At 61.3% G+C, this 20,127-nt stretch carries 18 protein-coding genes; 14 read left to right on the top strand and 4 right to left on the bottom strand.

From position 1 onward, the window contains the following. Positions 1 to 28 precede the first annotated feature (28 nt). Positions 29 to 1,546, top strand: a complete 1,518-nt coding sequence (locus tag AD659_RS05465; RefSeq protein WP_053119055.1) for an MDR family MFS transporter — start codon at positions 29 to 31, stop codon at positions 1,544 to 1,546. A 206-nt stretch (positions 1,547 to 1,752) separates the two neighbouring features. Here the strand turns inward: AD659_RS05465 and AD659_RS05460 are convergent, their stop codons facing one another. Next, a complete protein-coding gene (locus AD659_RS05460) occupies positions 1,753 to 3,102 on the bottom strand; it encodes a spinster family MFS transporter (protein ID WP_053119054.1) in 1,350 nt (449 codons plus the stop codon). Between the two features lie 359 nt (positions 3,103 to 3,461). Between AD659_RS05460 and AD659_RS05455 the strand changes: the two genes are divergently transcribed. After that, positions 3,462 to 5,639 carry a hypothetical protein gene (locus AD659_RS05455; protein ID WP_053119052.1) on the top strand — a complete coding sequence of 726 codons (2,178 nt, stop codon included), beginning with the start codon at positions 3,462 to 3,464 and terminating at the stop codon, positions 5,637 to 5,639. A gap of 276 nt (positions 5,640 to 5,915) precedes the next feature. On the opposite strand, the gene AD659_RS05450 is transcribed toward AD659_RS05455, so the two are convergent. After that, entirely contained in the window at positions 5,916 to 6,221 is a 306-nt protein-coding gene (locus AD659_RS05450) for a DUF2288 domain-containing protein (protein ID WP_053119051.1), read from the bottom strand. Between the two features lie 339 nt (positions 6,222 to 6,560). Between AD659_RS05450 and AD659_RS05445 the strand changes: the two genes are divergently transcribed. The 9 genes from AD659_RS05445 to AD659_RS05405 all read left to right on the top strand — a co-directional run bounded on the left by AD659_RS05445 (position 6,561) and on the right by AD659_RS05405 (position 14,267). Further along, positions 6,561 to 7,688, top strand: a complete 1,128-nt coding sequence (locus tag AD659_RS05445) for a branched-chain amino acid ABC transporter substrate-binding protein (RefSeq protein WP_053119048.1) — start codon at positions 6,561 to 6,563, stop codon at positions 7,686 to 7,688. A gap of 230 nt (positions 7,689 to 7,918) precedes the next feature. Next, positions 7,919 to 8,842 (top strand): high-affinity branched-chain amino acid ABC transporter permease LivH, encoded by a 924-nt coding sequence (livH, locus tag AD659_RS05440; protein WP_014336891.1) that lies wholly within the window; start codon positions 7,919 to 7,921, stop codon positions 8,840 to 8,842. Beyond that, the gene (locus AD659_RS05435) at positions 8,839 to 10,095 is read left to right on the top strand and encodes a high-affinity branched-chain amino acid ABC transporter permease LivM (protein WP_053119046.1); all 1,257 of its coding nucleotides are present in this window, start codon (positions 8,839 to 8,841) and stop codon (positions 10,093 to 10,095) included. The genes livH and AD659_RS05435 overlap by 4 nt, the downstream gene beginning before the upstream one ends. Continuing rightward, positions 10,092 to 10,859, top strand: coding sequence for a high-affinity branched-chain amino acid ABC transporter ATP-binding protein LivG (gene livG, locus AD659_RS05430; protein WP_053119044.1), 768 nt, complete (start codon positions 10,092 to 10,094; stop codon positions 10,857 to 10,859). Before AD659_RS05435 ends, livG begins: the two co-directional genes overlap by 4 nt. Next, positions 10,860 to 11,561: an ABC transporter ATP-binding protein gene (locus AD659_RS05425; protein WP_053119042.1), complete on the top strand. Its 702-nt coding sequence runs from the start codon at positions 10,860 to 10,862 to the stop codon at positions 11,559 to 11,561. A 277-nt stretch (positions 11,562 to 11,838) separates the two neighbouring features. Then, positions 11,839 to 12,144, top strand: a complete 306-nt coding sequence (locus AD659_RS05420) for a BufA1 family periplasmic bufferin-type metallophore (protein WP_053119040.1) — start codon at positions 11,839 to 11,841, stop codon at positions 12,142 to 12,144. A gap of 25 nt (positions 12,145 to 12,169) precedes the next feature. Next, on the top strand, positions 12,170 to 13,039 hold the full coding sequence (bufB, locus tag AD659_RS05415; protein ID WP_053119038.1) for an MNIO family bufferin maturase: 870 nt from the start codon (positions 12,170 to 12,172) through the stop codon (positions 13,037 to 13,039). After that, positions 13,036 to 13,794: an HvfC/BufC N-terminal domain-containing protein gene (locus AD659_RS05410; protein WP_053119036.1), complete on the top strand. Its 759-nt coding sequence runs from the start codon at positions 13,036 to 13,038 to the stop codon at positions 13,792 to 13,794. Before bufB ends, AD659_RS05410 begins: the two co-directional genes overlap by 4 nt. Beyond that, positions 13,791 to 14,267 carry a DoxX family protein gene (locus AD659_RS05405; RefSeq protein ID WP_053119034.1) on the top strand — a complete coding sequence of 159 codons (477 nt, stop codon included), beginning with the start codon at positions 13,791 to 13,793 and terminating at the stop codon, positions 14,265 to 14,267. Before AD659_RS05410 ends, AD659_RS05405 begins: the two co-directional genes overlap by 4 nt. A gap of 147 nt (positions 14,268 to 14,414) precedes the next feature. Here AD659_RS05405 and AD659_RS05400 read toward each other — a convergent pair whose 3' ends face one another. After that, entirely contained in the window at positions 14,415 to 15,323 is a 909-nt protein-coding gene (locus tag AD659_RS05400) for a LysR family transcriptional regulator (RefSeq protein WP_053119032.1), read from the bottom strand. A 104-nt stretch (positions 15,324 to 15,427) separates the two neighbouring features. On the opposite strand from AD659_RS05400, the gene AD659_RS05395 reads away from it, so the two are divergent. From AD659_RS05395 to AD659_RS05385, 3 genes are all read left to right on the top strand, one after another. Continuing rightward, a complete protein-coding gene (locus AD659_RS05395; protein ID WP_053119030.1) occupies positions 15,428 to 16,027 on the top strand; it encodes a short chain dehydrogenase in 600 nt (199 codons plus the stop codon). Positions 16,028 to 16,229: 202 nt separating this feature from the next. Continuing rightward, positions 16,230 to 16,904 carry a COG3650 family protein gene (locus AD659_RS05390; protein WP_053119212.1) on the top strand — a complete coding sequence of 225 codons (675 nt, stop codon included), beginning with the start codon at positions 16,230 to 16,232 and terminating at the stop codon, positions 16,902 to 16,904. Between the two features lie 73 nt (positions 16,905 to 16,977). Beyond that, positions 16,978 to 18,591 (top strand): NAD(P)/FAD-dependent oxidoreductase, encoded by a 1,614-nt coding sequence (locus AD659_RS05385; protein WP_053119029.1) that lies wholly within the window; start codon positions 16,978 to 16,980, stop codon positions 18,589 to 18,591. Positions 18,592 to 18,764: 173 nt separating this feature from the next. On the opposite strand, the gene AD659_RS05380 is transcribed toward AD659_RS05385, so the two are convergent. Next, positions 18,765 to 19,859, bottom strand: coding sequence for a PLP-dependent cysteine synthase family protein (locus AD659_RS05380; protein ID WP_053119027.1), 1,095 nt, complete (start codon positions 19,857 to 19,859; stop codon positions 18,765 to 18,767). Positions 19,860 to 20,127: the final 268 nt, after the last annotated feature.

Below are 20,127 nucleotides of genomic sequence, written 5' to 3'. Positions count from 1 at the left end.
CTTTGGCGCGATGCCCGCAGGTTCTGCCGTGACTCAGCTCAATACGCTCCAAGCCCCGAAACCGGCCATCCGCAGCGTGCTGGTGGCCCTGATGCTGGCGATATTCCTGGGTGCGTTGGACCAGACCATCGTCGCCGTGTCGATGCCGGCCATCTCCGCGCAATTTGCCGACGTCAGCCTGCTGGCCTGGGTGATTTCCGGCTACATGGTCGCCATGACCGTGGCGGTGCCGATCTACGGCAAGCTCGGCGACCTCTACGGTCGCCGTCCGCTGATGCTGTTCGGCATGGGGCTGTTTACCCTGGCCTCGCTGTTCTGTGGCCTGGCGCAAAACATGGAGCAACTGGTGCTCGCGCGGATTCTCCAGGGCATCGGCGCCGGTGGGATGATTTCGGTGAGTCAGGCGATCATCGGCGACATCATCCCGCCCCGCGAGCGGGGCCGCTACCAAGGGTATTTCAGCAGCATGTACGCGGTGGCCAGCGTGGCCGGGCCGGTGCTCGGCGGCTACATGACCGAATACCTGTCGTGGCGCTGGGTGTTCTGGATCAACCTGCCGCTGGGCCTCGTGGCCTGGTGGGTGGCCCGACGCACCTTGGTTGGGCTGCCGGTGCCGCAACGCACGCCGATCATCGATTACCTGGGCACCGTGTTGCTGATCATCGGCCTGACGGCGTTGTTGCTGGGGATCACCCAGGTTGGCCAAGGCCATGCCTGGTACAGCCATGAAGTGCTGGGGTTGCTGGGTTGCGCGGGGGTAGCGCTGGCGGTGTTCGCCTGGCACGAGCGCCGAGCCCGGGAACCGTTGCTGCCAATGCACCTGTTCGCCAACCGCAGTGCGGTGCTGTGCTGGTGCACGGTGTTTTTCACCAGTTTCCAGGCGATTTCCCTGACAGTGCTGGTGCCGTTGCGCTTCCAGAGCGTGACCGGCGCCGGTGCCGACAGCGCGGCCTTGCACTTGTTGCCGCTGGCAATAGGGTTGCCGATCGGCGCGTATTTCGCCGGCCGCCGGACCTCGGTCACGGGGCGCTACAAACCGATGATCCTCAGCGGTGCCTTGCTCTTTCCGTTCGCCATCCTCGGCATGGCCTTCACGGCGCCTGATGCGTTCTGGCTCAGCAGCCTGTTCATGCTGCTCAGCGGCATCGCCTCCGGCATGCAGTTCCCCACGTCGCTGGTGGGCTCGCAAAACGCCGTGCAGCAACAGGACATTGGCGTCGCCACCAGCACCACCAACTTGTTCCGCTCCCTCGGCGGCGCGGTGGGCGTGGCCCTGATGTCGGCGTTGCTGCTGGCCTTGCTGCAGGATTCAAGCTTCGCTCGGCTCGCCGGCTCGTCGCTGATCGGCGAAGGGCATTCCGGCAACGTCCTGCTGGACGGCCTCAACGCTGCCCCGGGCGAGGCGCAGAACGCCTTGCGCCAGGCATTGCAGGCGACGTTCCGGCATTTGCTGTTGATCAGCGCGGCGGTGTCGCTGCTGGGGTTGGCCGCGGCGGTGGCGATGCCCAATCGCCTGCTGCGCGGGCGGGACGAAAAGGCTCGGTAGACAGAACAACACTGAACCCGTGGCGAGGGAGCTTGCTCCCGCTGGGCCGCCTATAGGAGCTGTCGAGCGAAGCGAGGCTGCGATCTTTGTCCCAGACAATTAAGTTTCAAGCGAAAGATCAAGAGATCGCAGGCTTCGCCAGCTCCTACAGAGTCCAGCGGGAGCAAGCTCCGTCACCACAAAAGCACCATTGCCACAAAATCTCTTCAGGCCGTCGCCACGACACCTTCGGGCACCACCACCGCGCTCATCCCGTCCTTCATCCGCTTGGCATCGCGCACGAAGCAGCGTGACGCCAGGAACAGGAACACCATGGTCAAGAGCAGCGCCACCGGGATCAGGTACATTGCGTCATGCAGGCCGATGGCCTTGAAGGCTTCGGTCATCTGCGGGGCGCCTGCGGTCGCCATCGCCGTGCGGGCGAAGTAGTCGGACAAACCGCCCACCACCACCGGCCCCAGGCCGCCGCCAAGCAAGTACAGCCCGGCAAAGTACAACGCCATCGCCGTGGCACGCAGGCGTGGTTCCACCACGTCTTGGATCGCGGTGTAGACGCAGGTGTAAAAGTTATAGGCAAACAGCCAACCGACGCTGAACACCGCCACAAACACGCCGATCTCAATGCGCCCGGCATGCAGGGCCCAGGCCGTGGTCACCGTCGAGATCGCCAGGCTGAACGCCGCAAACAGCAGGCGGCCGTTGGGCACGCGCTGGTGGATCTTGTCGGCGACCCAGCCGCCAAGGGTGAGCCCGAACAACCCCGTCACGCCCACCATGATTCCGGTCGCCACGGCCGCCTCGTGCAGCGGCATCAGGAAATAACGCTGCAGCATCGGCACCAGGAATGAGTTGCAGGCATAGGTGGCGAAGTTGAAGCACAGCCCCGCCAGCACCAGCCACAGGAAGGTAGGAATCGCCAGCACTCGGCGAACCGGCTTGTCGATTTTTTCCTGGGAGACCTGCACGGTTTCCGCCGCGCCGCGCTTGGGCTCCTTGATGAAAAACATGAACACCGCCAGCACCAGCCCCGGCACCGCCGCGATGAAGAACGGCGCGCGCCAGCTGTCGAAGGCCTTGACCATCGCGCCAATGGTGAAAAACGCCAACAACAGGCCCAGTGGCAGGCCGAGCATGAAGATGCCCATGGCCCGCGCCCGACGATGGGCCGGGAACAGATCGCCAATCAAAGAGTTGGCCGCCGGCGCGTAGCTGGCCTCGCCGATCCCGACGCCCATGCGCACCACCAGGAACGCCCAGAAACTGCCCACCAGCCCATTGACCGCCGTCAGTCCGCTCCAGGCCGCCAGGCCCCAACCCATCAATTTGCTGCGCGAACCGTTATCGGCCATGCGTCCCAGGGGCAAGCCGGCAATGGCATAAACGATGGTAAACGCGGTGCCGATGATGCCGATCTGGAAGTCGCTGAGGCTCCACTCCATGCGGATCGGCTCGATGATGATCGCAGGGATGGTGCGGTCGAAGAAATTGAACAGGTTGGCCAGGAACAACAGGAACAGAATGCGCCAGGCATTCGCCGCTTGGGTCGAGTTCTGCATGGGTCCGTCTCTTTTATTGTTATGGGCCAACGGTCCGTGGCCTGGATATGCAATCTAGACAGCGGCACGGGAGCTGTCTCCAATTATTCGCAAGACTGATACCCGGCCATGGGAAGCGGCGTATTTCTTGATGCCGATCAATTTCCTGTAACAATTGCCATCATTTTGCCTTTTGCTGGTTAAAGATCGAGGCCGAGTGGCCGATTCAACATGATCAGGAAAAGATTATCCCGAGCGCTGCTCAGGCTGCAGCCCTGACCGCTTGGACCGATATTCGCGTTTACCCCGGCGCGAATTCCCATCCGCGTGGGTTCGATGACTGCATTCGTCGAGCCACCATTCCAGGCATATGGCGCACAATGACCTCAAAAAAAACAGCCACTGCGGTATCCGATCTGACCTTGAGCCCGGCCGCCAATGGCCCGGAAGTCTCGAAGCCGTCGCTCCCACCGCGCCCTCTGTCGACCCAGCAGTACCTGTATTTCACCGAAACCAACACCGACCGTATCCTCGACAACCTCGATGGCCTGCGTGACACCGTGTTCCCGCGCCCACCGCACCTGGTGGACGACGAATTCGACCGCACCCAGCAGGAATTCCCGTCGGTGTGCCTGATCGGCCTGGGGCGCTGCGGCTCCAACATCGCCCTGGACGTGGCCGAACTGGTATACAACGCCCGCAAGTTCTACCTCAACGAATTCAACGCCGACGACAAAGGCTACAGCGACAAGGGCCACAGCCCCGCGCAGTGGATCCGCAACAACCTGCGCCTGGGCACCAGCAAGGCCAGCAAGCCGGTATTCCTGGTGGAACCACTGGTGATGCTCGGAGACCTGGACAAGGACATCGCCGGGCGCATCCGCTTCTCGCGCAAAGGTGAGAAAAGCGGCTTCTTGCGCGACTACAGCAAAATGAAAATCATGGACCTGTCGGAAGTCCACGCCGGTGGCGCCGGTAACGCGCCGATCCTCGGCCAGTACCTGGCCAAGATCATCCTGAACAAGGACACCCAGCGCTTCTCCAGTCCCGATTGGAAAATGATCCACTCGTACCTGATCGACAGCTGCGGCATCAAGGCCAACCAGTCGCGCCTGTACTTCTCGATCTTCAGCGCCGGCGGCGGTACCGGTTCGGGCATGGCCTCGGAGTTCGGCCTGGCCCAGCAGTACTCGTACATGAACAAGACGTTCGACACCAAGCCGATGGACGAGCACGACAGCAAGAGCGGTCACTCTTTCGTCTTCGAGCCGATCTTCACCAGCGGCATCTGCGTGCTGCCGAATATTTCCGACCATCGCAGCGAAATGTCCGAGGCCTTGCACATCAACGCCGGGCGCCTGTTGTGCAAATACCTCTCGGAAGAATGGGATTTCTCGTACAACTTCGCCAACGAAGACAGCAGCGAAGCCAGTGTGATGGGGCGTATCCGCCCGTGGAACGCGATGATGCTGATCTCCAACGACATCATGCGCTACGCCGAAGAAAGCGATGACGGCAACATCCAGAACATTGATGTCAATGCCATGGAGAAGCACGCCAACCAGTACATCTCCCAGCAGATCTTCAACATCCTGACGGCCCAGGCCGTCACCACCGACTACGACCAGAACTACTTCCGTCGCGCCGGCATCGACATCGGCGAAACCATTCGCCTGGACGCCAACGACCTGTTCATGAGCCTCGCCGGCCCGGTGGCGATTGCCTACGCCGAGTCCGTCGTCCCGGAAACCCCGGCGCCGAGCGGCGACAAGTTCAAGGTGTTCGAGAAAGAGCCGCCGCGCCTGAACATCGACGACCTGTTCTTCCGTTCCATCGACCTGCCGCACTTCAACAAAGTCACCCAGGCCATCGAAGGCATCAGCCTGTTGCCGATCGAATCCAAGCGCTACCGCGCCTCGCTGGAGCAATACAAGAATTCCGGCTACGACGCCGCGGCCTTGCATGACCTGCACTTCTTCAAGAATTGCTCGTCGGTGGTGTCGATCGTCTCCTTGCCCAAGGACTACAAGCTGTCCTACATGGACCTGAACCGGCTCAAGACCCACCTCAACAGCCTGTTCCCCAACACCACGCTCAAGCGTTACGCGTTGGTGATCGGCGCATCGGCCAACCTGTCGCTCACCACCCTGATCGCCAAGAGCCCGTGCCTGTCGGATGACTTCCTGACCTTGATCGTGGCGTTTATCAAGCGCTGCTTCGCCCGCACCCCGTACCGCTTCGACGACACCTTGGACAACTCGATCCTGGACTTCATCATCAATGAAGACTTCGACGAAGCACGCATCGACGACCTGCTCAACGAATTCGAGAACCCGGCGAAGATCCTCGACACCAACTGGTACGCGATCAAGCCGATGTACGAAAAGAAATACCGTGAGCTGATCAACGACAAGGACAAGTTCGTCTCGATCAACGACATCCGCCTGTCCCGCGACTGCGTGAAGAAGTCCATCAAGTACCTGCGTGAGATCTACCGTCACCGGATTGGCAAGACCAAGGTTATTTCTCTTAATAACCATACGGGCAGGACGTATTGAGGTAAGCCTTGAAAGATCGCAGCCTTCGGCAGCTCCTACGGGCTGCGGTTCACCTGAATTCGCGGCGCGCCCCTGTAGGAGCTGCCGAAGGCTGCGATCTTTTAATCTGCACAAACATTCAGAAACAATTGAGCAGCCCAAAGGCTGCTCCATAAACTGTTCCCGTTACGTATACGTCACCCTCTCCTGTGGCGTTTCGCCACGGCAGGGTGCCATCACGCTACTCACCTACACACTTTTCCAAGCGCCAAAACACGAACCAACTTGGTGCGCCGATCAATTCGACGCCCTTTCCTGGATCATAATCCACGGCGAAACCACCACCGCCCAAAGCTGCGGATCACGTTCCAGAAAATCCAGCGCCCGCGTTTCAGACAGCTTGGCGAGCTGGTCGGCGGCCAGCCAGGCGGCGACTTTGGTACCTTCGTCCTGGGCAACGGCCTCGGCGGCGGCGATCAAATCCAGTGCTGGATCGACCCACAATAGGGCACCCTTGGCAAAGAACGGCTCCAGCTCTTTCCAGGTGATGGATGCGGTTTCACCAAGCAGCTTGGCATAGAGGGTGCTAGGTTCTTGATTCATGGGAGCTGTCCGGAAAAGAAATCGGCGCGAATGATAACGTCGGTGGTCTGGCAGAAAAACCCGGTAGCAATTGCAGTACCGATTGAAAAGCGCAGGAAAGCCAAGGATTGCCGAAACGACCGGACAACCCCCGCCGCTATTCTGTCTTTTTCTTTCAATTAAGCGACACCCCCAGGTTTTGCCCCCAAGCGCCAGCTTCCCTTGCCAACAATCGGCGCTCTACACTGTACCGGTACAGTTGCCGGGGGCATTTTCCGCGAGGGTATCCAAGATATCTGACCCGGTTCTGCTGCTACGGCGCCAGGACTATAAAAACTACAACAGCATGAGTGGAGCACTATGACTAAGGCTACTAAGCAGATTTCCAAACTGTTTGCCGCTATGGTTCTGGCCGGGGTTGCCAGCCATTCGTTTGCCGCCGACACCATCAAGATCGGCATCGCCGGCCCTAAGACCGGCCCTGTAGCCCAATACGGCGACATGCAGTTCAGTGGCGCGAAAATGGCCATCGAACAGATCAACGCCAAGGGCGGCGTCGACGGCAAGAAACTCGAAGCCGTTGAATACGATGACGCCTGTGATCCAAAACAAGCGGTCGCGGTCGCGAACAAAGTCGTCAACGACGGCGTCAAGTTCGTGGTCGGCCACCTGTGCTCCAGCTCCACCCAGCCAGCTTCCGACATCTACGAAGACGAAGGCGTGATCATGATCACCCCGGCGGCCACCAGCCCGGACATCACCGCTCGCGGCTACAAGATGATCTTCCGTACCATCGGCCTGGACAGCGCCCAAGGCCCTGCGGCCGGCAACTACATCGCCGACCACGTCAAGCCGAAGATCGTTGCGGTCCTGCACGACAAGCAGCAGTACGGTGAAGGCATCGCCAGCGCCGTGAAGAAAACCCTCGAAGGCAAAGGCGTGAAAGTGGCCGTCTTCGAAGGCGTGAACGCCGGCGACAAAGACTTCTCCTCGATGATCGCCAAGCTCAAGCAAGCCAACGTCGACTTCGTCTACTACGGCGGCTACCACCCGGAGCTGGGCCTGATCCTGCGTCAATCCCAGGAAAAAGGCCTGAAGGCCAAGTTCATGGGTCCGGAAGGCGTGGGTAACGACTCCATCTCGCAAATCGCCAAGGAATCTTCCGAAGGCCTGCTGGTGACCCTGCCGAAATCCTTCGACCAGGATCCGGCCAACGTTGCCCTGGCTGACGCGTTCAAGGCCAAGAAAGAAGACCCGAGCGGTCCGTTCGTGTTCCCGTCCTACTCCGCCGTGACCGTGATCGCCGATGCAATCAAGGCCGCCAAGAGCGAAGACGCAGGCAAAGTGGCTGAAGCCATCCACAAAGGCACCTTCAAGACCCCGACCGGCGACCTGAGCTTCGACGAGAAAGGCGACTTGAAGGACTTCAAGTTCGTGGTCTACGAGTGGCATTTCGGCAAACCTAAAACCGAAGCTTCGCCTCAGTAAGGCCTGGCCTGACTGACTGCCAATAAAGCCCACGGCGTGCCGTGGGCTTTGTTTTAAATGTATTGGGCCGCGCTGGCGTGATCCGCCAGTCTCCCCACCTGAAAATCTCAAAACCGTCATCAGCGGTTCGCTGGCAAACCTCGAGTTCGAAGTGGATGAAGATCCACGGGGCCCGGGCGGGAAAATGACTCCACCAGTGAAATGCGTATCAGGTTTTTAGGAGCGCTGTAATGCCTGACATCTATCACTTCTTCCAGCAGCTGGTTAACGGCCTGACCGTTGGCAGCACGTATGCCCTGATCGCCATCGGCTATACGATGGTTTACGGCATCATTGGAATGATCAACTTCGCCCACGGCGAGGTATACATGATCGGCTCCTACGTGGCGTTCATCGCCATCGCCGGGCTGGCCATGATGGGACTCGACAGTGTCCCGCTGTTGATGACCGCGGCTTTCATCGCGAGCATCGTCGTCACCAGTTCCTATGGCTACAGCATCGAACGGATCGCCTACCGCCCCCTGCGCGGCAGCAACCGTCTGATCCCGCTGATTTCCGCCATTGGTATGTCGATCTTCCTGCAGAACACCGTACTGCTCTCGCAAGACTCCAAGGACAAATCCATTCCCAACCTGATCCCGGGCAACTTTGCCATCGGGCCAGGCGGGGCACATGAAGTGCTGATTTCCTACATGCAAATCGTGGTGTTCGTGGTGACGCTGGTCGCCATGCTCGGCCTCACGTTGTTCATCTCTCGTTCCCGCCTCGGCCGCGCCTGCCGCGCCTGCGCCGAGGACATCAAGATGGCCAACCTGCTGGGCATCAACACCAACAACATCATCGCCCTGACCTTCGTCATCGGTGCGGCACTGGCCGCCATCGCCGCGGTGCTGTTGAGCATGCAATACGGCGTGATCAACCCCAACGCCGGCTTCCTCGTGGGCCTGAAAGCCTTCACCGCCGCGGTACTGGGCGGCATCGGCAGCATCCCCGGCGCCATGCTCGGCGGGCTGGTGCTGGGCGTGGCGGAAGCCTTTGGCGCCGACATCTTCGGCGACCAGTACAAGGACGTCGTGGCATTCGGCTTGTTGGTTCTGGTTCTGTTATTCCGGCCGACCGGCATCCTGGGCCGCCCGGAGGTTGAAAAAGTATGACTAGGCATCTCAAATCGGCGCTCTTCAGCGCCCTGCTGGTCTGGGCCGTGGCCTACCCGGTACTGGGTCTTAAACTGACCATCGTCGGCATCAACCTGGAAGTGCACGGCACCAGCCCGGCCATCCTCGCGACTATCGCCGTGTGCTCGCTGCTGATGTTCGTACGCGTGTTGTTCAGCACGCAGATCAGCGCGGCCTGGAAGTCTTCGCCCGGCCTGCCGGTGATCCCGGCCAAGGCCAGCAACTTCCTGACCCTGCCGAGCACCCAGCGCTGGATCGTGCTGGGCCTGATCATCGTGGCCCTGGTGTGGCCGTTCTTCGGCTCTCGCGGCGCGGTGGACATCGCCACGCTGATCCTGATCTACGTGATGCTGGGCCTGGGCCTGAACATCGTCGTCGGCCTGGCCGGCCTGCTGGACCTGGGTTACGTCGGCTTCTACGCCGTCGGGGCCTACAGCTATGCGCTGCTGTCCCATTACTTCGGCCTGAGCTTCTGGATCTGCCTGCCGATCGCCGGGATGATGGCCGCCACCTTCGGTTTCCTGCTGGGGTTCCCGGTCCTGCGCTTGCGCGGCGACTACCTGGCGATCGTGACCCTGGGTTTCGGCGAGATCATCCGCCTGTTCCTGCGCAACCTGACCGACATCACCGGTGGCCCGAACGGCATCAGCAACATCGAGAAACCGACGTTCTTCGGCCTGACCTTCGAGCGTAAAGCCGCCGAAGGCCTGCAGACGTTCCACGAGTACTTCGGCCTGGAATACAACTCGATCAACAAGGTGATCTTCCTCTACCTGGTTGCTTTGTTGCTGGCCCTGGCGGCGCTGTTCGTCATCAACCGTTTGCTGCGCATGCCGATCGGCCGTGCGTGGGAAGCGCTGCGTGAAGACGAAATCGCCTGCCGTGCCCTGGGTCTCAACCCCACCGTGATCAAACTGTCGGCCTTCACCCTCGGCGCTGCATTCGCCGGTTTTGCCGGTAGCTTCTTCGCCGCCCGCCAGGGCCTGGTGACGCCGGAATCCTTTACCTTCATCGAGTCGGCGATCATCCTCGCCATCGTGGTGCTGGGCGGGATGGGCTCGCAACTGGGCGTGATCCTGGCGGCGATCGTGATGATCCTGCTGCCCGAAATGATGCGTGAATTCAGCGAATACCGCATGTTGATGTTCGGCGCCTTGATGGTGCTGATGATGATCTGGCGTCCTCAAGGTCTGCTGCCTATGCAACGCCCCCACATGGAGCTGCGCAAATGAGTCGCGAGATCCTGAAAGTCGAAAACTTGAGCATGCGCTTCGGCGGCTTGCTGGCGGTCAACGGCGTGGCCCTGACCGTGCAAGAGAAGCAAGTGGTTGCCTTGATCGGGCCGAACGGCGCGGGCAAGACCACCGTGTTCAACTGCCTGACCGGCTTCTACCAGCCCACCGGCGGCACCATCCTGTTGGATGGCGAGCCGATCCAGGGCCTGCCCGGCCATCACATCGCCCGCAAGGGTGTGGTGCGCACCTTCCAGAACGTGCGGCTGTTCAAGGACATGACCGCGGTCGAGAACCTGTTGATCGCCCAGCATCGTCACTTGAACACCAACTTCTTTGCCGGCCTGTTCAAGACCCCGGCGTTCCGCAAGAGCGAACGCGAGGCCATGGAGTACGCCGAGTACTGGCTGGACAAGGTCAACCTCACCGAGTTTGCCAACCGTACCGCCGGGACCCTGGCCTACGGTCAGCAACGGCGTCTGGAAATCGCCCGCTGCATGATGACCCGCCCGCGGATCCTCATGCTCGACGAACCGGCCGCCGGCCTGAACCCGAAGGAAACCGAAGACCTGAAGGCGCTGATCGGCGTGCTGCGCGAGGAGCACAACGTCACCGTGCTGTTGATCGAGCACGACATGAAGCTGGTCATGAGCATTTCCGACCACATCGTCGTGATCAACCAGGGCACGCCCCTGGCCGACGGTACGCCGGAACAGATCCGCGATAATCCTGAAGTGATCAAAGCCTACCTGGGGGAAGCGTAAATGCTGCAGTTCGAAAACGTTTCCACCTTCTACGGCAAGATCCAGGCGCTGCACAGCGTCAACGTCGAAGTCCGCCAGGGCGAAATCGTCACGCTGATCGGCGCCAACGGCGCCGGCAAATCAACGTTGTTGATGACGCTTTGCGGTTCGCCCCAGGCCCACAGCGGCAGCATCCGCTACATGGGTGAAGAACTGGTGGGCCAGGACTCGGCGCAAATCATGCGCAAGAGCATCGCCGTCGTGCCTGAAGGCCGTCGGGTATTTGCCCGGCTGACCGTGGAAGAAAACCTCGCCATGGGCGGGTTCTTCACCGATAAGGGCGACTATCAGGAACAGATGGACAAGGTCCTGCACCTTTTCCCACGCCTGAAAGAGCGTTTCACCCAGCGCGGCGGCACCATGTCCGGCGGCGAACAGCAAATGCTCGCCATCGGCCGTGCGCTGATGAGCAAGCCCAAGCTGCTGCTGCTCGACGAGCCGTCCCTGGGCCTGGCACCGATCATCATCCAGCAGATCTTCGACATCATCGAACAACTGCGCAAGGATGGCGTGACGGTGTTCCTGGTGGAGCAGAACGCCAACCAGGCGCTGAAAATCGCCGACCGGGCGTACGTGCTGGAGAACGGTCGCGTGGTGATGCAAGGCACCGGTGAAGCCCTGCTGACCGACCCGAAAGTGCGCGAGGCGTACCTGGGCGGTTGAGTCTGCGTCCATGAAAAAACGGCCTTCGGGCCGTTTTTTTTTGCACTTTTTAAATGAATGTCTTTGTGGCGAGGGAGCTTGCTCCCGCTCGGTTGCGCAGCGGCCGCAAATCTTGGGGGCCGCTTCGCAGCCCAGCGGGAGCAAGCGCCCTCGCCACAGGTTTCGGGGTCACTCAAAAAAATCTTGCCCCCGCTGTAACACTCCCCTACCTCCCCTCTCTAGTTCAGTAGACCGGCACTAACGCCGGTTCATTTCCCTGAATGACTGGAGAATCACCATGACTGCTTCGACCCGCACCCTGTCCGCCGCCGCCCTGGTCCTGGCCCTGGGTTCAGCCCTGAGCATGACAGCCGTCTCGACCGTCCACGCAGCCGACGACACCATGGAAAAATGCTTCGGTGTCGCCCTCAAAGGCAAGAACGACTGCGCCGCCGGTGCCGGCACCACCTGTGCAGGTACGGCCAAAATGGACTATCAGGCCAACGCCTGGAAATCGGTGCCCAAAGGCACGTGCACCACCAAGGAAAGCAAAACCTCCCCGACCGGTTTCGGCCAGCTCGAAGCGTTCAAAGCCAAGTCCTGATCGCATCTGCCTGAGGCCCGTCACCATGTTGAAGCCCCCTTCCCTCGCCCTTGATAGCCGGCTGCCGCCCAAGGCGGGGCTGGGGCTCAAGAGCGAGCATTTTCGTGAGGTGCTGCAGACCCGTCCGGATCTGGGCTTCTTTGAGGTGCACGCGGAAAACTACATGGTGGCGGGCGGGCCGCTTCATCACTTCCTGGGGCGGATACGCGAACAGTACCCGCTGTCATTGCACGGCGTCGGCCTGTCGATCGGTGGGGAGGGGCCGCTGGATGTCGCACATCTGCAGCGCCTGGCCGCGTTGATCGAACGCTATCAGCCCCAGTCCTTTTCCGAACACCTGGCCTGGTCCAGCCACGGCCCGGTGTTTCTCAATGACCTGCTTCCCCTGGCCTACGACGAGGCGACCCTCGACCGCGTCTGCCAGCACATCGATCAGGTGCAGAGCAGCCTCAAATGCAGGCTGTTGCTGGAAAACCCGGCCACTTACCTGGGCTTTGAAACCTCGACTCTCGACGAGCCAGACTTCATGAGCGAAGTGATCCGTCGCACCGGCTGCGGCCTGTTGCTGGATGTAAACAACGTCTACGTTTCGTGCGTCAACCACTGCCGCGATCCTTTGGCCTACCTCGACGCCCTGCCCCTGCACGCGACCGGCGAAATTCACCTGGCCGGCTTTGCCGAAGACACCGACAGCCTCGGCGAACGCCTGCTGATAGACGATCACGGCGCGCCCATCGACGACACGGTCTGGCAACTGTACCTCAAGGCACTGGAGCGCACCGGGCCGGTCGCTACCTTGATCGAGCGCGACAACCACGTCCCTGCGTGGGAGGTGCTGCTGGCCGAAGCGCACCAGGCCGATCGACTGTTGAGCGCCGCTGGAGCGCGCTCATGAGCGACCAGCATGCATTCGCCGCCGCCCTGCTCGATCCACGCAAGGCTTGCCCGCCCGGCCTGATCAGCGCCAACGGCGCGGACCCGGAAAGCCGTTTCGCGGTGTACCGCAATAACGTGCTCAGCTCATTGATCAATGCCCTGGCCGACAATTACCCGGTGGTGATGCAACTGGTGGGCGAGGAGTTCTTCCGGGCCATGGCCGGGGTCTATGTCCAATCGACGGCACCGCGAAGCCCGGTGATGAACGACTACGGGGGCGACTTTGCCGAGTTCATCGAACACTTCGAACCCGCCGCCAGCGTGCCGTACCTGGCGGACGTCGCTCGCCTGGAGCGACTGCATAGACAAGCCTGGCACGCCGCCGACGCCGAGCCCATGGCGCAAGAACGAATCGTGGCGGCGCTGTCCTCCCCTACGCTGGCGGGGCACCTGAAGATCGGGCTTCACCCGTCGCTGCGCCTGCTGCAATCGCCCTTCGCCGTGGTGACGATCTGGGCCGCCCATCAGCACCAGACACCCGTGCCGTTCGAAGCCTTCCCCGCGCAAAACGCCTTGGTGCTGCGCAACGGCCTGGACGTGGAGGTGTTTGCGATCAGTCACGCTGCCCATGGGTTTATCGCGGCCCTGCAACAGGGGGTGTCCCTGACTGCAGCCATTGACGCCTCAAACGACCTCGACCTGGAACACACCCTGGCGGGCCTCATCCGTCATCAGGCCATCATTCACCTCCTAGCCGAACAGGTATCTCCATGAACGCTCTGATTGCCGGTTTGATTCAATGGCTGGAGAAAATCCCCCACAGCCTGATCGCCTTCGTTGCACGTTTCTCGATTGCCGCCGTGTTCTGGAAATCCGGCCAGACCAAAATCGAAGGCCTGGCCATCGACCTGTTCGACGGTACCTTCCAGATCGGCCTGCCGCACCTGGCGGACTCGACCATCCCCCTGTTCAAAAGCGAATACGCCCTGCCGCTGCTGTCGCCGGAACTGGCCGCGCACCTGGCGGCTTCTGCCGAGCATGTGTTCCCGGTCCTGATCCTGCTTGGCCTGGCGACACGCTTTTCGGCGCTGGCCTTGCTGGGCATGACCGTGACCATCCAACTGTTCGTCTACCCGGACGCCTACCCGACCCATGGCACCTGGGCGGCGGTATTGCTCTACCTGATGGCCCGTGGGCCGGGGTGGCTGTCCATCGATCACCTGATCGCCAAGCGCTACGCCCACTGACTGGCCCCAGTCCCCCTGTGGGAGACCCTCTGTGGGAGCGAGCTTGCTCGCGATAGCGGTGGGTCAGCTTGAATGAATGTTGGATGTGCCGCCGCCATCGCGAGCAAGCTCGCTCCCACAAGGGACTGTCTAGTGGATGGGCCATCGTTACAGCCGATCCAACGCCTCGCCGCTGCGCTTGAACCAATCGATCAAATAATCAGCCAGCACCTGGGTGCGCTTGGGCAGGCCGCCCTGGTAGGGGTGCACCAGGTACATCGGCATGCGCCGGGTCTGGTAGTCGCGCAGCAGCCAATGCAGACGTCCGTCGGCCAATTCGCCATGCAGCAGGTACGAAGGCAACCGGGCAATTCCGGCGCCGGCCAGGGCAGCTTTTTTCAGCAGGCTGTAGTGATTGCTGGCGAACGGCCCCGACACTCGGACCCGCAACAGTTCGTGTTGCTGGTGGTAAAGCCATTCTTCGCGGCCGCTGTAGTGGCTGTTGAGCAGGCAGCGGTGCTCGGCCAGGGCCAAGGGCGTCTCGGGTTCGCCATAGCGTTCGAGGTAGGCCGGGCTGGCGCAGGTCATTTCGTGCCACGCCAGCAATGGCCGCGCCACGAGCCGTTCATCGACGGCGGCATCGGAACGGATCGCCAGGTCGAAGCCATCGCGGCTCAAGTCACGGTAACCGTTGTTGAGCTCCAGTTCGATCTGCACGTTGGGATACGTGCGCGCGAACTCCATCAGCAAGCCTTCGAAGAAGGTTTCGCCCAATGAAACCGGAACCGTCATACGCACCGGCCCGGAAATGTCATCCTTCAACCGCGCCAATGCCTGACGCGCCCTTTCCACCTGGACCAACAGCGCCTGAGCCTGAGGCAACAACGCCGCCCCTGCCGCGGTGAGGCTCAAGCGCCGCGTGGTGCGTTGCAACAACACCACCGAGAACCGGCTCTCCAACAGACTGATGCGCTTGGACAACTGGCCCTTGCTGCACCCCAACTGCTGGGCCGCCAGGGTGAAACTGCCGGCCTCCATCAACACGGCAAACGCCGCCAGGTCATCCATTTCGCTCATTGGATTGTTTCCAAATAAAAACTAAAGGTTGCCTATTAGCATGATTATCAATGGAAAGAACCCCTCTAGACTGAAAACTCATTCAACCCATTGAGGAACAGCTCATGAAAATCCTGTTGATCGGCGCCAACGGCACCATCGGTTCGGCCATCGATAACGAACTGTCGCCCCGCCATGAAATCGTTCGGATCGGCCGCCACAGCGGTGAATTGCAGGTGGATATCAGCGACAGCGCCTCGATTCGCGCCCTGTTCGAAAAGACCGGCGGTTTTGATGCCCTGGTCTGTGCCGCCGGCAATGTCACCTTTGCGTCCCTGGCGGACATGACCGAAGACAGCTTTGCCCTGGGCTTGAAAGACAAGCTGATGGGCCAGGTCAACCTGCTGCTGATCGGCCGCGAATTTGCCAACGACGGTGCGTCCTTCACCTTCACCACCGGCGTGCTCAGCCACGATCCGATCAAGAGCGGCGCGTCGGCAGCCCTGGTCAACGGTGCCCTGGACAGTTTCGTGCGCGCCGCGGCAATCGAGTTGCCACGGGGTTTGCGGGTCAACTCGGTGAGCCCGAACGTGCTACTGGAAGCCATGGACAAATACGCGCCTTATTTCCGCGGTTTCAAACCCGTTCCCGCTGCGGATGTGGCATTGGCCTACGCCAAGAGCGTCGAAGGCCTGCAAACCGGTCAGACCTTTCACGTGGGCTGACCGACGCTCTACCCGTAGGAGCTGCCGCAGGCTGCGATCTTTTGATTCTTTCGCTTGGGATTCAAGTGTCTGGGGGGAGATCGCAGCCTCGTTGCACTCGACAGCTCCTACACCGCTCCTACATAGCTCCTACACCGCTTCTACGGGTTGTGATGTCGGATCAGTCTGGGTAACGTGGCGGCACTTGTCTGGAGACCCAATGATGCGTGCCGCCCGCTCCCTGCTGTTTGTCGCCCTCCTGCCGCTGTTCACCGCCTGTCAATTGCTCGAGGCGCCACGCCAGAGCGCCTCCCACGCTGGCCAGTCGCGCATGCAGGGCGAGCTCACGGCCGCTGATGGCAAGCTGGTGTTCCAGCCGTGCCAGGAACAACGCCGCTACATCGTCAACGACAGCGGTGGCACCAGCGTACTGCAACAGGCCGCCAGCCTGGCCGATGACCAGGGCAAGCTGTTTGCCGATGTCCGTGGCCGTATCGCTTCCAGCGCAGCGGCCGGCGCCGACAGTCAGTTGGACATTGAACAACTGTATCGCCTGGAACGCTCGGGAACGGCTTGCGACGATGTTGATTTCAAACGCGTGATCCTGCGCGCTGCGGGACACGGCCCTGAATGGACGCTCAACGCCAGTGGCAAGGGCCTGGTGCTGGATCGCGAAGGCCAACCGCCGCTGGCGGTGCCTTACGTCGAGGAGCAATTGGGCGATGGCCGCTTCAACCTCGGCACCGAGGCCAACGGCCAGAAAGTCGAGCTTTGGGTCACACCTGCGCGTTGTGTCGACAGCGTCAGCGGCAGTGTGCAACACATGAGCGCCGAATTGCGGGTCAACGGCCAGGTCCAGCGCGGCTGCGCCTACTTCGGTGGCGCGCGCGACGACTGATTCGCAGCTTTTGGCTTATAATCGCCGGTTCACGCCCTGGTGCAGTTGTGCATCCCGCGAACCGGACCCCGCCATGTTACGAATCACCGAACTCAAGCTGCCAATCGATCACCCCGAAGAAGACCTGCGCCCTGCCATCGTGCAGCGCCTGGGCATCGCCAGCGATGACCTGCTCGACTTCACCCTGTTCAAGCGCAGCTACGACGCGCGCAAGAAATCCTCCGAACTGTGCTTCATCTACACCATCGACCTGACGGTGCGCGATGAGGCCAGCCTGCTGCGCAAGTTCGCCGATGACCGTAACGTCAACGAAGCGCCGGATGTCAGTTACAAAGTGGTGGGCCAGGCGCCGGCCGACCTGAGTGAGCGACCAATCGTGGTCGGCTTCGGCCCGTGCGGGATCTTCGCCGCCCTGTTGCTGGCGCAGATGGGCTTCAAGCCGATCATCCTCGAACGTGGCCCGGAAGTGCGCCAGCGCACCAAGGACACCTGGGGCCTGTGGCGCAAAAGCGTGCTCAATCCCGAATCCAATGTGCAGTTCGGTGAAGGCGGCGCAGGGACGTTTTCCGACGGCAAGCTCTACAGTCAGATCAAGGACCCGAAGTTCCTTGGCCGCAAGGTCCTGCACGAGTTCGTCAAGGCTGGGGCGCCGGAAGAAATCCTCTACGTCAGCAAACCGCACATCGGCACGTTCCGCCTGACAGGCGTGGTGGAAACCATGCGTGAGCAGATCCGCGCCCTGGGCGGCGAAGTGCGCTTCGGGCAACGGGTCACCGACGTTTTGATCGAAGACGGTCAACTGGTGGGCGTCGAGTTGGCCAACGGTGAGCAGATTCATTCGAAACACGTGATCCTCGCTCTCGGCCACAGCGCTCGGGACACGTTCCGTATGCTCCACAGCCGTGGCGTGTACATGGAAGCCAAGCCATTCTCCGTGGGCTTTCGCATCGAACACCCGCAATCGCTGATCGACAGCGCGCGCCTGGGCAAGTATGCCGGCCATCCGAAACTCGGCGCCGCCGACTACAAGCTGGTGCACCACGCCAAGAATGGTCGTTCGGTGTACAGCTTCTGCATGTGCCCGGGCGGCACCGTGGTGGCCGCGACGTCCGAGCCGAACCGCGTCGTGACCAACGGCATGAGCCAGTATTCGCGCAATGAGCGCAACGCCAACTCCGGCATCGTGGTCGGCATTACCCCGGAAGTGGATTATCCGGGTGGCCCGCTGGCCGGGATCGAGTTGCAGGAACGCCTGGAATCCCACGCGTTCGTGCTCGGCGGCAGCAACTACGAGGCTCCGGCGCAACTGGTGGGCGATTTCATCGCCGGCAAGCCGTCTACGGCACTGGGCAGCGTCGAACCTTCCTATAAGCCCGGGGTAGCACTGGGTGACCTGGCGCTGGCCCTGCCGGACTTCGCCATCGAAGCCATCCGCGAGGCCTTGCCGGCGTTCGAGAAACAGATTCGCGGCTACTCGCTGCACGACGCAGTGCTGACCGGCATCGAAACCCGCACCTCATCGCCCCTGCGCATCACCCGCAACGAGTCGCTGCAGAGCCTGAACGTCAAGGGTCTGTTCCCGGCGGGTGAAGGCGCCGGTTATGCAGGCGGGATCCTGTCGGCGGGGGTGGACGGGATTCGGATTGCCGAAGCAGTGGCACGGGATATCCTCGGTCTCGAGGCCTGACAGAGGCGCCTTTGGGAGCCGATGCTGTTCACTTCAGGCCTGAAGTAACAGCATTTTCCCCTGTGGGAGCGAGCTTGCTCGCGATGGCGGCCTGACCTTCAATACCGATGTCGACTGGTCCACCGCTATCGCGAGCAAGCTCGCTCCCACAAGGGATCTCAGGGTTTTCAAGATTAGATGTTCGCCCGCAACACGCTCTGCGGCAACGCCTCGCCCCGTTCCACGCTCGCCGCCACGATGTCCATTAGCCCGCTCAGCTCATAGCCTTGGGCCTTGAGCCACGCCGGGTCGTAATAGGTCGTGGCGTAGCGCTCGCCACCGTCACACAAAATCGCCACGATCGACCCCGACTCCCCCGCATCTGCCATCTGCCGGGCCGCCATGAGTGCGCCGATCAGGTTGGTGCCGCTGGACCCGCCGACCCGTCGTCCCAAGCGCTGGGCCAGGTAATGCATGGCCGCCAGCGACAAGGCGTCCGGCACCTTGACCATCGCATCGATGACTTTTGGCAAGAATGATGCCTCGACCCGTGGCCGGCCGATGCCTTCGATGCGCGAACCGCAATCCAGGCGCAGGCTGGCGTCACCACTGCGGTAGTAGTCGAAGAACACCGAACGCTCGGCGTCGGCACACAGCACGCGGGTGCCATGCTGGCGGTAACGGACATAGCGGCCCAACGTCGCCGTGGTGCCGCCGGTGCCGGGGCTGGAAATCAGCCAAGCGGGCTCCGGATGCCGCTCGAAACGCATCTGCTGGAAGATCGATTCGGCGATATTGTTATTGGCCCGCCAGTCCGTGGCGCGCTCGGCATAGGTGAATTGGTCGATGAAGTGCCCGTCATGCTCGCGGGCCAGGCGTTCGGACTCGGCGTAGATCTGCGTCGGATCGTCTACCAAATGGCTCTGGCCGCCATAGAACGCGATCTGCGCGATTTTTTCCTTGGAGGTGGTCGCCGGCATCACCGCAATGAACGGCAGGCCCAGCAACCTGGCGAAGTAAGCCTCGGAAATCGCCGTCGAGCCGCTGGAGGCCTCGATCACCGGAGCACCAGGCTTGAGCCAGCCGTTACACAACGCGTAGAGAAACAGCGAACGCGCCAACCGATGCTTGAGGCTGCCGGTGGGATGGCTGGACTCATCCTTGAAGTACAGCTCGATGCCCGGCAGGCCAGGCAGCGGCAGCGGAATCAGGTGGGTATCGGCGCTGCGCTGGAAGTCGGCCTCGATGATGCGGATCGCTTCACGGGCCCACTGACGAGGGTCGTTCATGGTGTGTTTTCTCATTGGATCGATTCGGCGCGGGGAACTCACGCGGTCGTACAGGCACGGCTGGCGTTCGGAAAAGCCAGACGCCAGCTTAGGAAAAAACCGACATCCCGCACAGGTACAGCTAAGGTCCAATATGGCCCGTAACTGCCAACTGCGTGGCGCAGGCCTTGTAACGACATATAACAAAAAAGAATATAACTTTTGTTTTAACAACTAACAGTACGGGTTAGGGTGTGCCATCTTTTTGATTCAATGAATGGAGAGCGAT

Source organism: Pseudomonas thivervalensis (assembly GCF_001269655.1).
GTDB lineage: Bacteria > Pseudomonadota > Gammaproteobacteria > Pseudomonadales > Pseudomonadaceae > Aquipseudomonas > Aquipseudomonas thivervalensis.
The sequence above is the reverse complement of the archived record's forward strand: the minus strand, read 5'-3'. Positions and strand labels throughout refer to the sequence as shown.

Bases quoted from the DNA above. Each gene is read 5' to 3' on its own strand.
- AD659_RS05460 (WP_053119054.1), bottom strand. From the start codon at position 3,102: ATGCAGAACTCGACCCAAGCGGCGAATGCCTGGCGCATTCTGTTCCTG.
- AD659_RS05455 (WP_053119052.1), top strand. From the start codon at position 3,462: ATGACCTCAAAAAAAACAGCCACTGCGGTATCCGATCTGACCTTGAGC.
- AD659_RS05450 (WP_053119051.1), bottom strand. From the start codon at position 6,221: ATGAATCAAGAACCTAGCACCCTCTATGCCAAGCTGCTTGGTGAAACC.
- AD659_RS05445 (WP_053119048.1), top strand. From the start codon at position 6,561: ATGACTAAGGCTACTAAGCAGATTTCCAAACTGTTTGCCGCTATGGTT.
- livH (WP_014336891.1), top strand. From the start codon at position 7,919: ATGCCTGACATCTATCACTTCTTCCAGCAGCTGGTTAACGGCCTGACC.
- AD659_RS05435 (WP_053119046.1), top strand. From the start codon at position 8,839: ATGACTAGGCATCTCAAATCGGCGCTCTTCAGCGCCCTGCTGGTCTGG.
- livG (WP_053119044.1), top strand. From the start codon at position 10,092: ATGAGTCGCGAGATCCTGAAAGTCGAAAACTTGAGCATGCGCTTCGGC.
- AD659_RS05425 (WP_053119042.1), top strand. From the start codon at position 10,860: ATGCTGCAGTTCGAAAACGTTTCCACCTTCTACGGCAAGATCCAGGCG.
- AD659_RS05420 (WP_053119040.1), top strand. From the start codon at position 11,839: ATGACTGCTTCGACCCGCACCCTGTCCGCCGCCGCCCTGGTCCTGGCC.
- bufB (WP_053119038.1), top strand. From the start codon at position 12,170: ATGTTGAAGCCCCCTTCCCTCGCCCTTGATAGCCGGCTGCCGCCCAAG.
- AD659_RS05410 (WP_053119036.1), top strand. From the start codon at position 13,036: ATGAGCGACCAGCATGCATTCGCCGCCGCCCTGCTCGATCCACGCAAG.
- AD659_RS05405 (WP_053119034.1), top strand. From the start codon at position 13,791: ATGAACGCTCTGATTGCCGGTTTGATTCAATGGCTGGAGAAAATCCCC.
- AD659_RS05400 (WP_053119032.1), bottom strand. From the start codon at position 15,323: ATGAGCGAAATGGATGACCTGGCGGCGTTTGCCGTGTTGATGGAGGCC.
- AD659_RS05395 (WP_053119030.1), top strand. From the start codon at position 15,428: ATGAAAATCCTGTTGATCGGCGCCAACGGCACCATCGGTTCGGCCATC.
- AD659_RS05390 (WP_053119212.1), top strand. From the start codon at position 16,230: ATGCGTGCCGCCCGCTCCCTGCTGTTTGTCGCCCTCCTGCCGCTGTTC.
- AD659_RS05385 (WP_053119029.1), top strand. From the start codon at position 16,978: ATGTTACGAATCACCGAACTCAAGCTGCCAATCGATCACCCCGAAGAA.
- AD659_RS05380 (WP_053119027.1), bottom strand. From the start codon at position 19,859: ATGAACGACCCTCGTCAGTGGGCCCGTGAAGCGATCCGCATCATCGAG.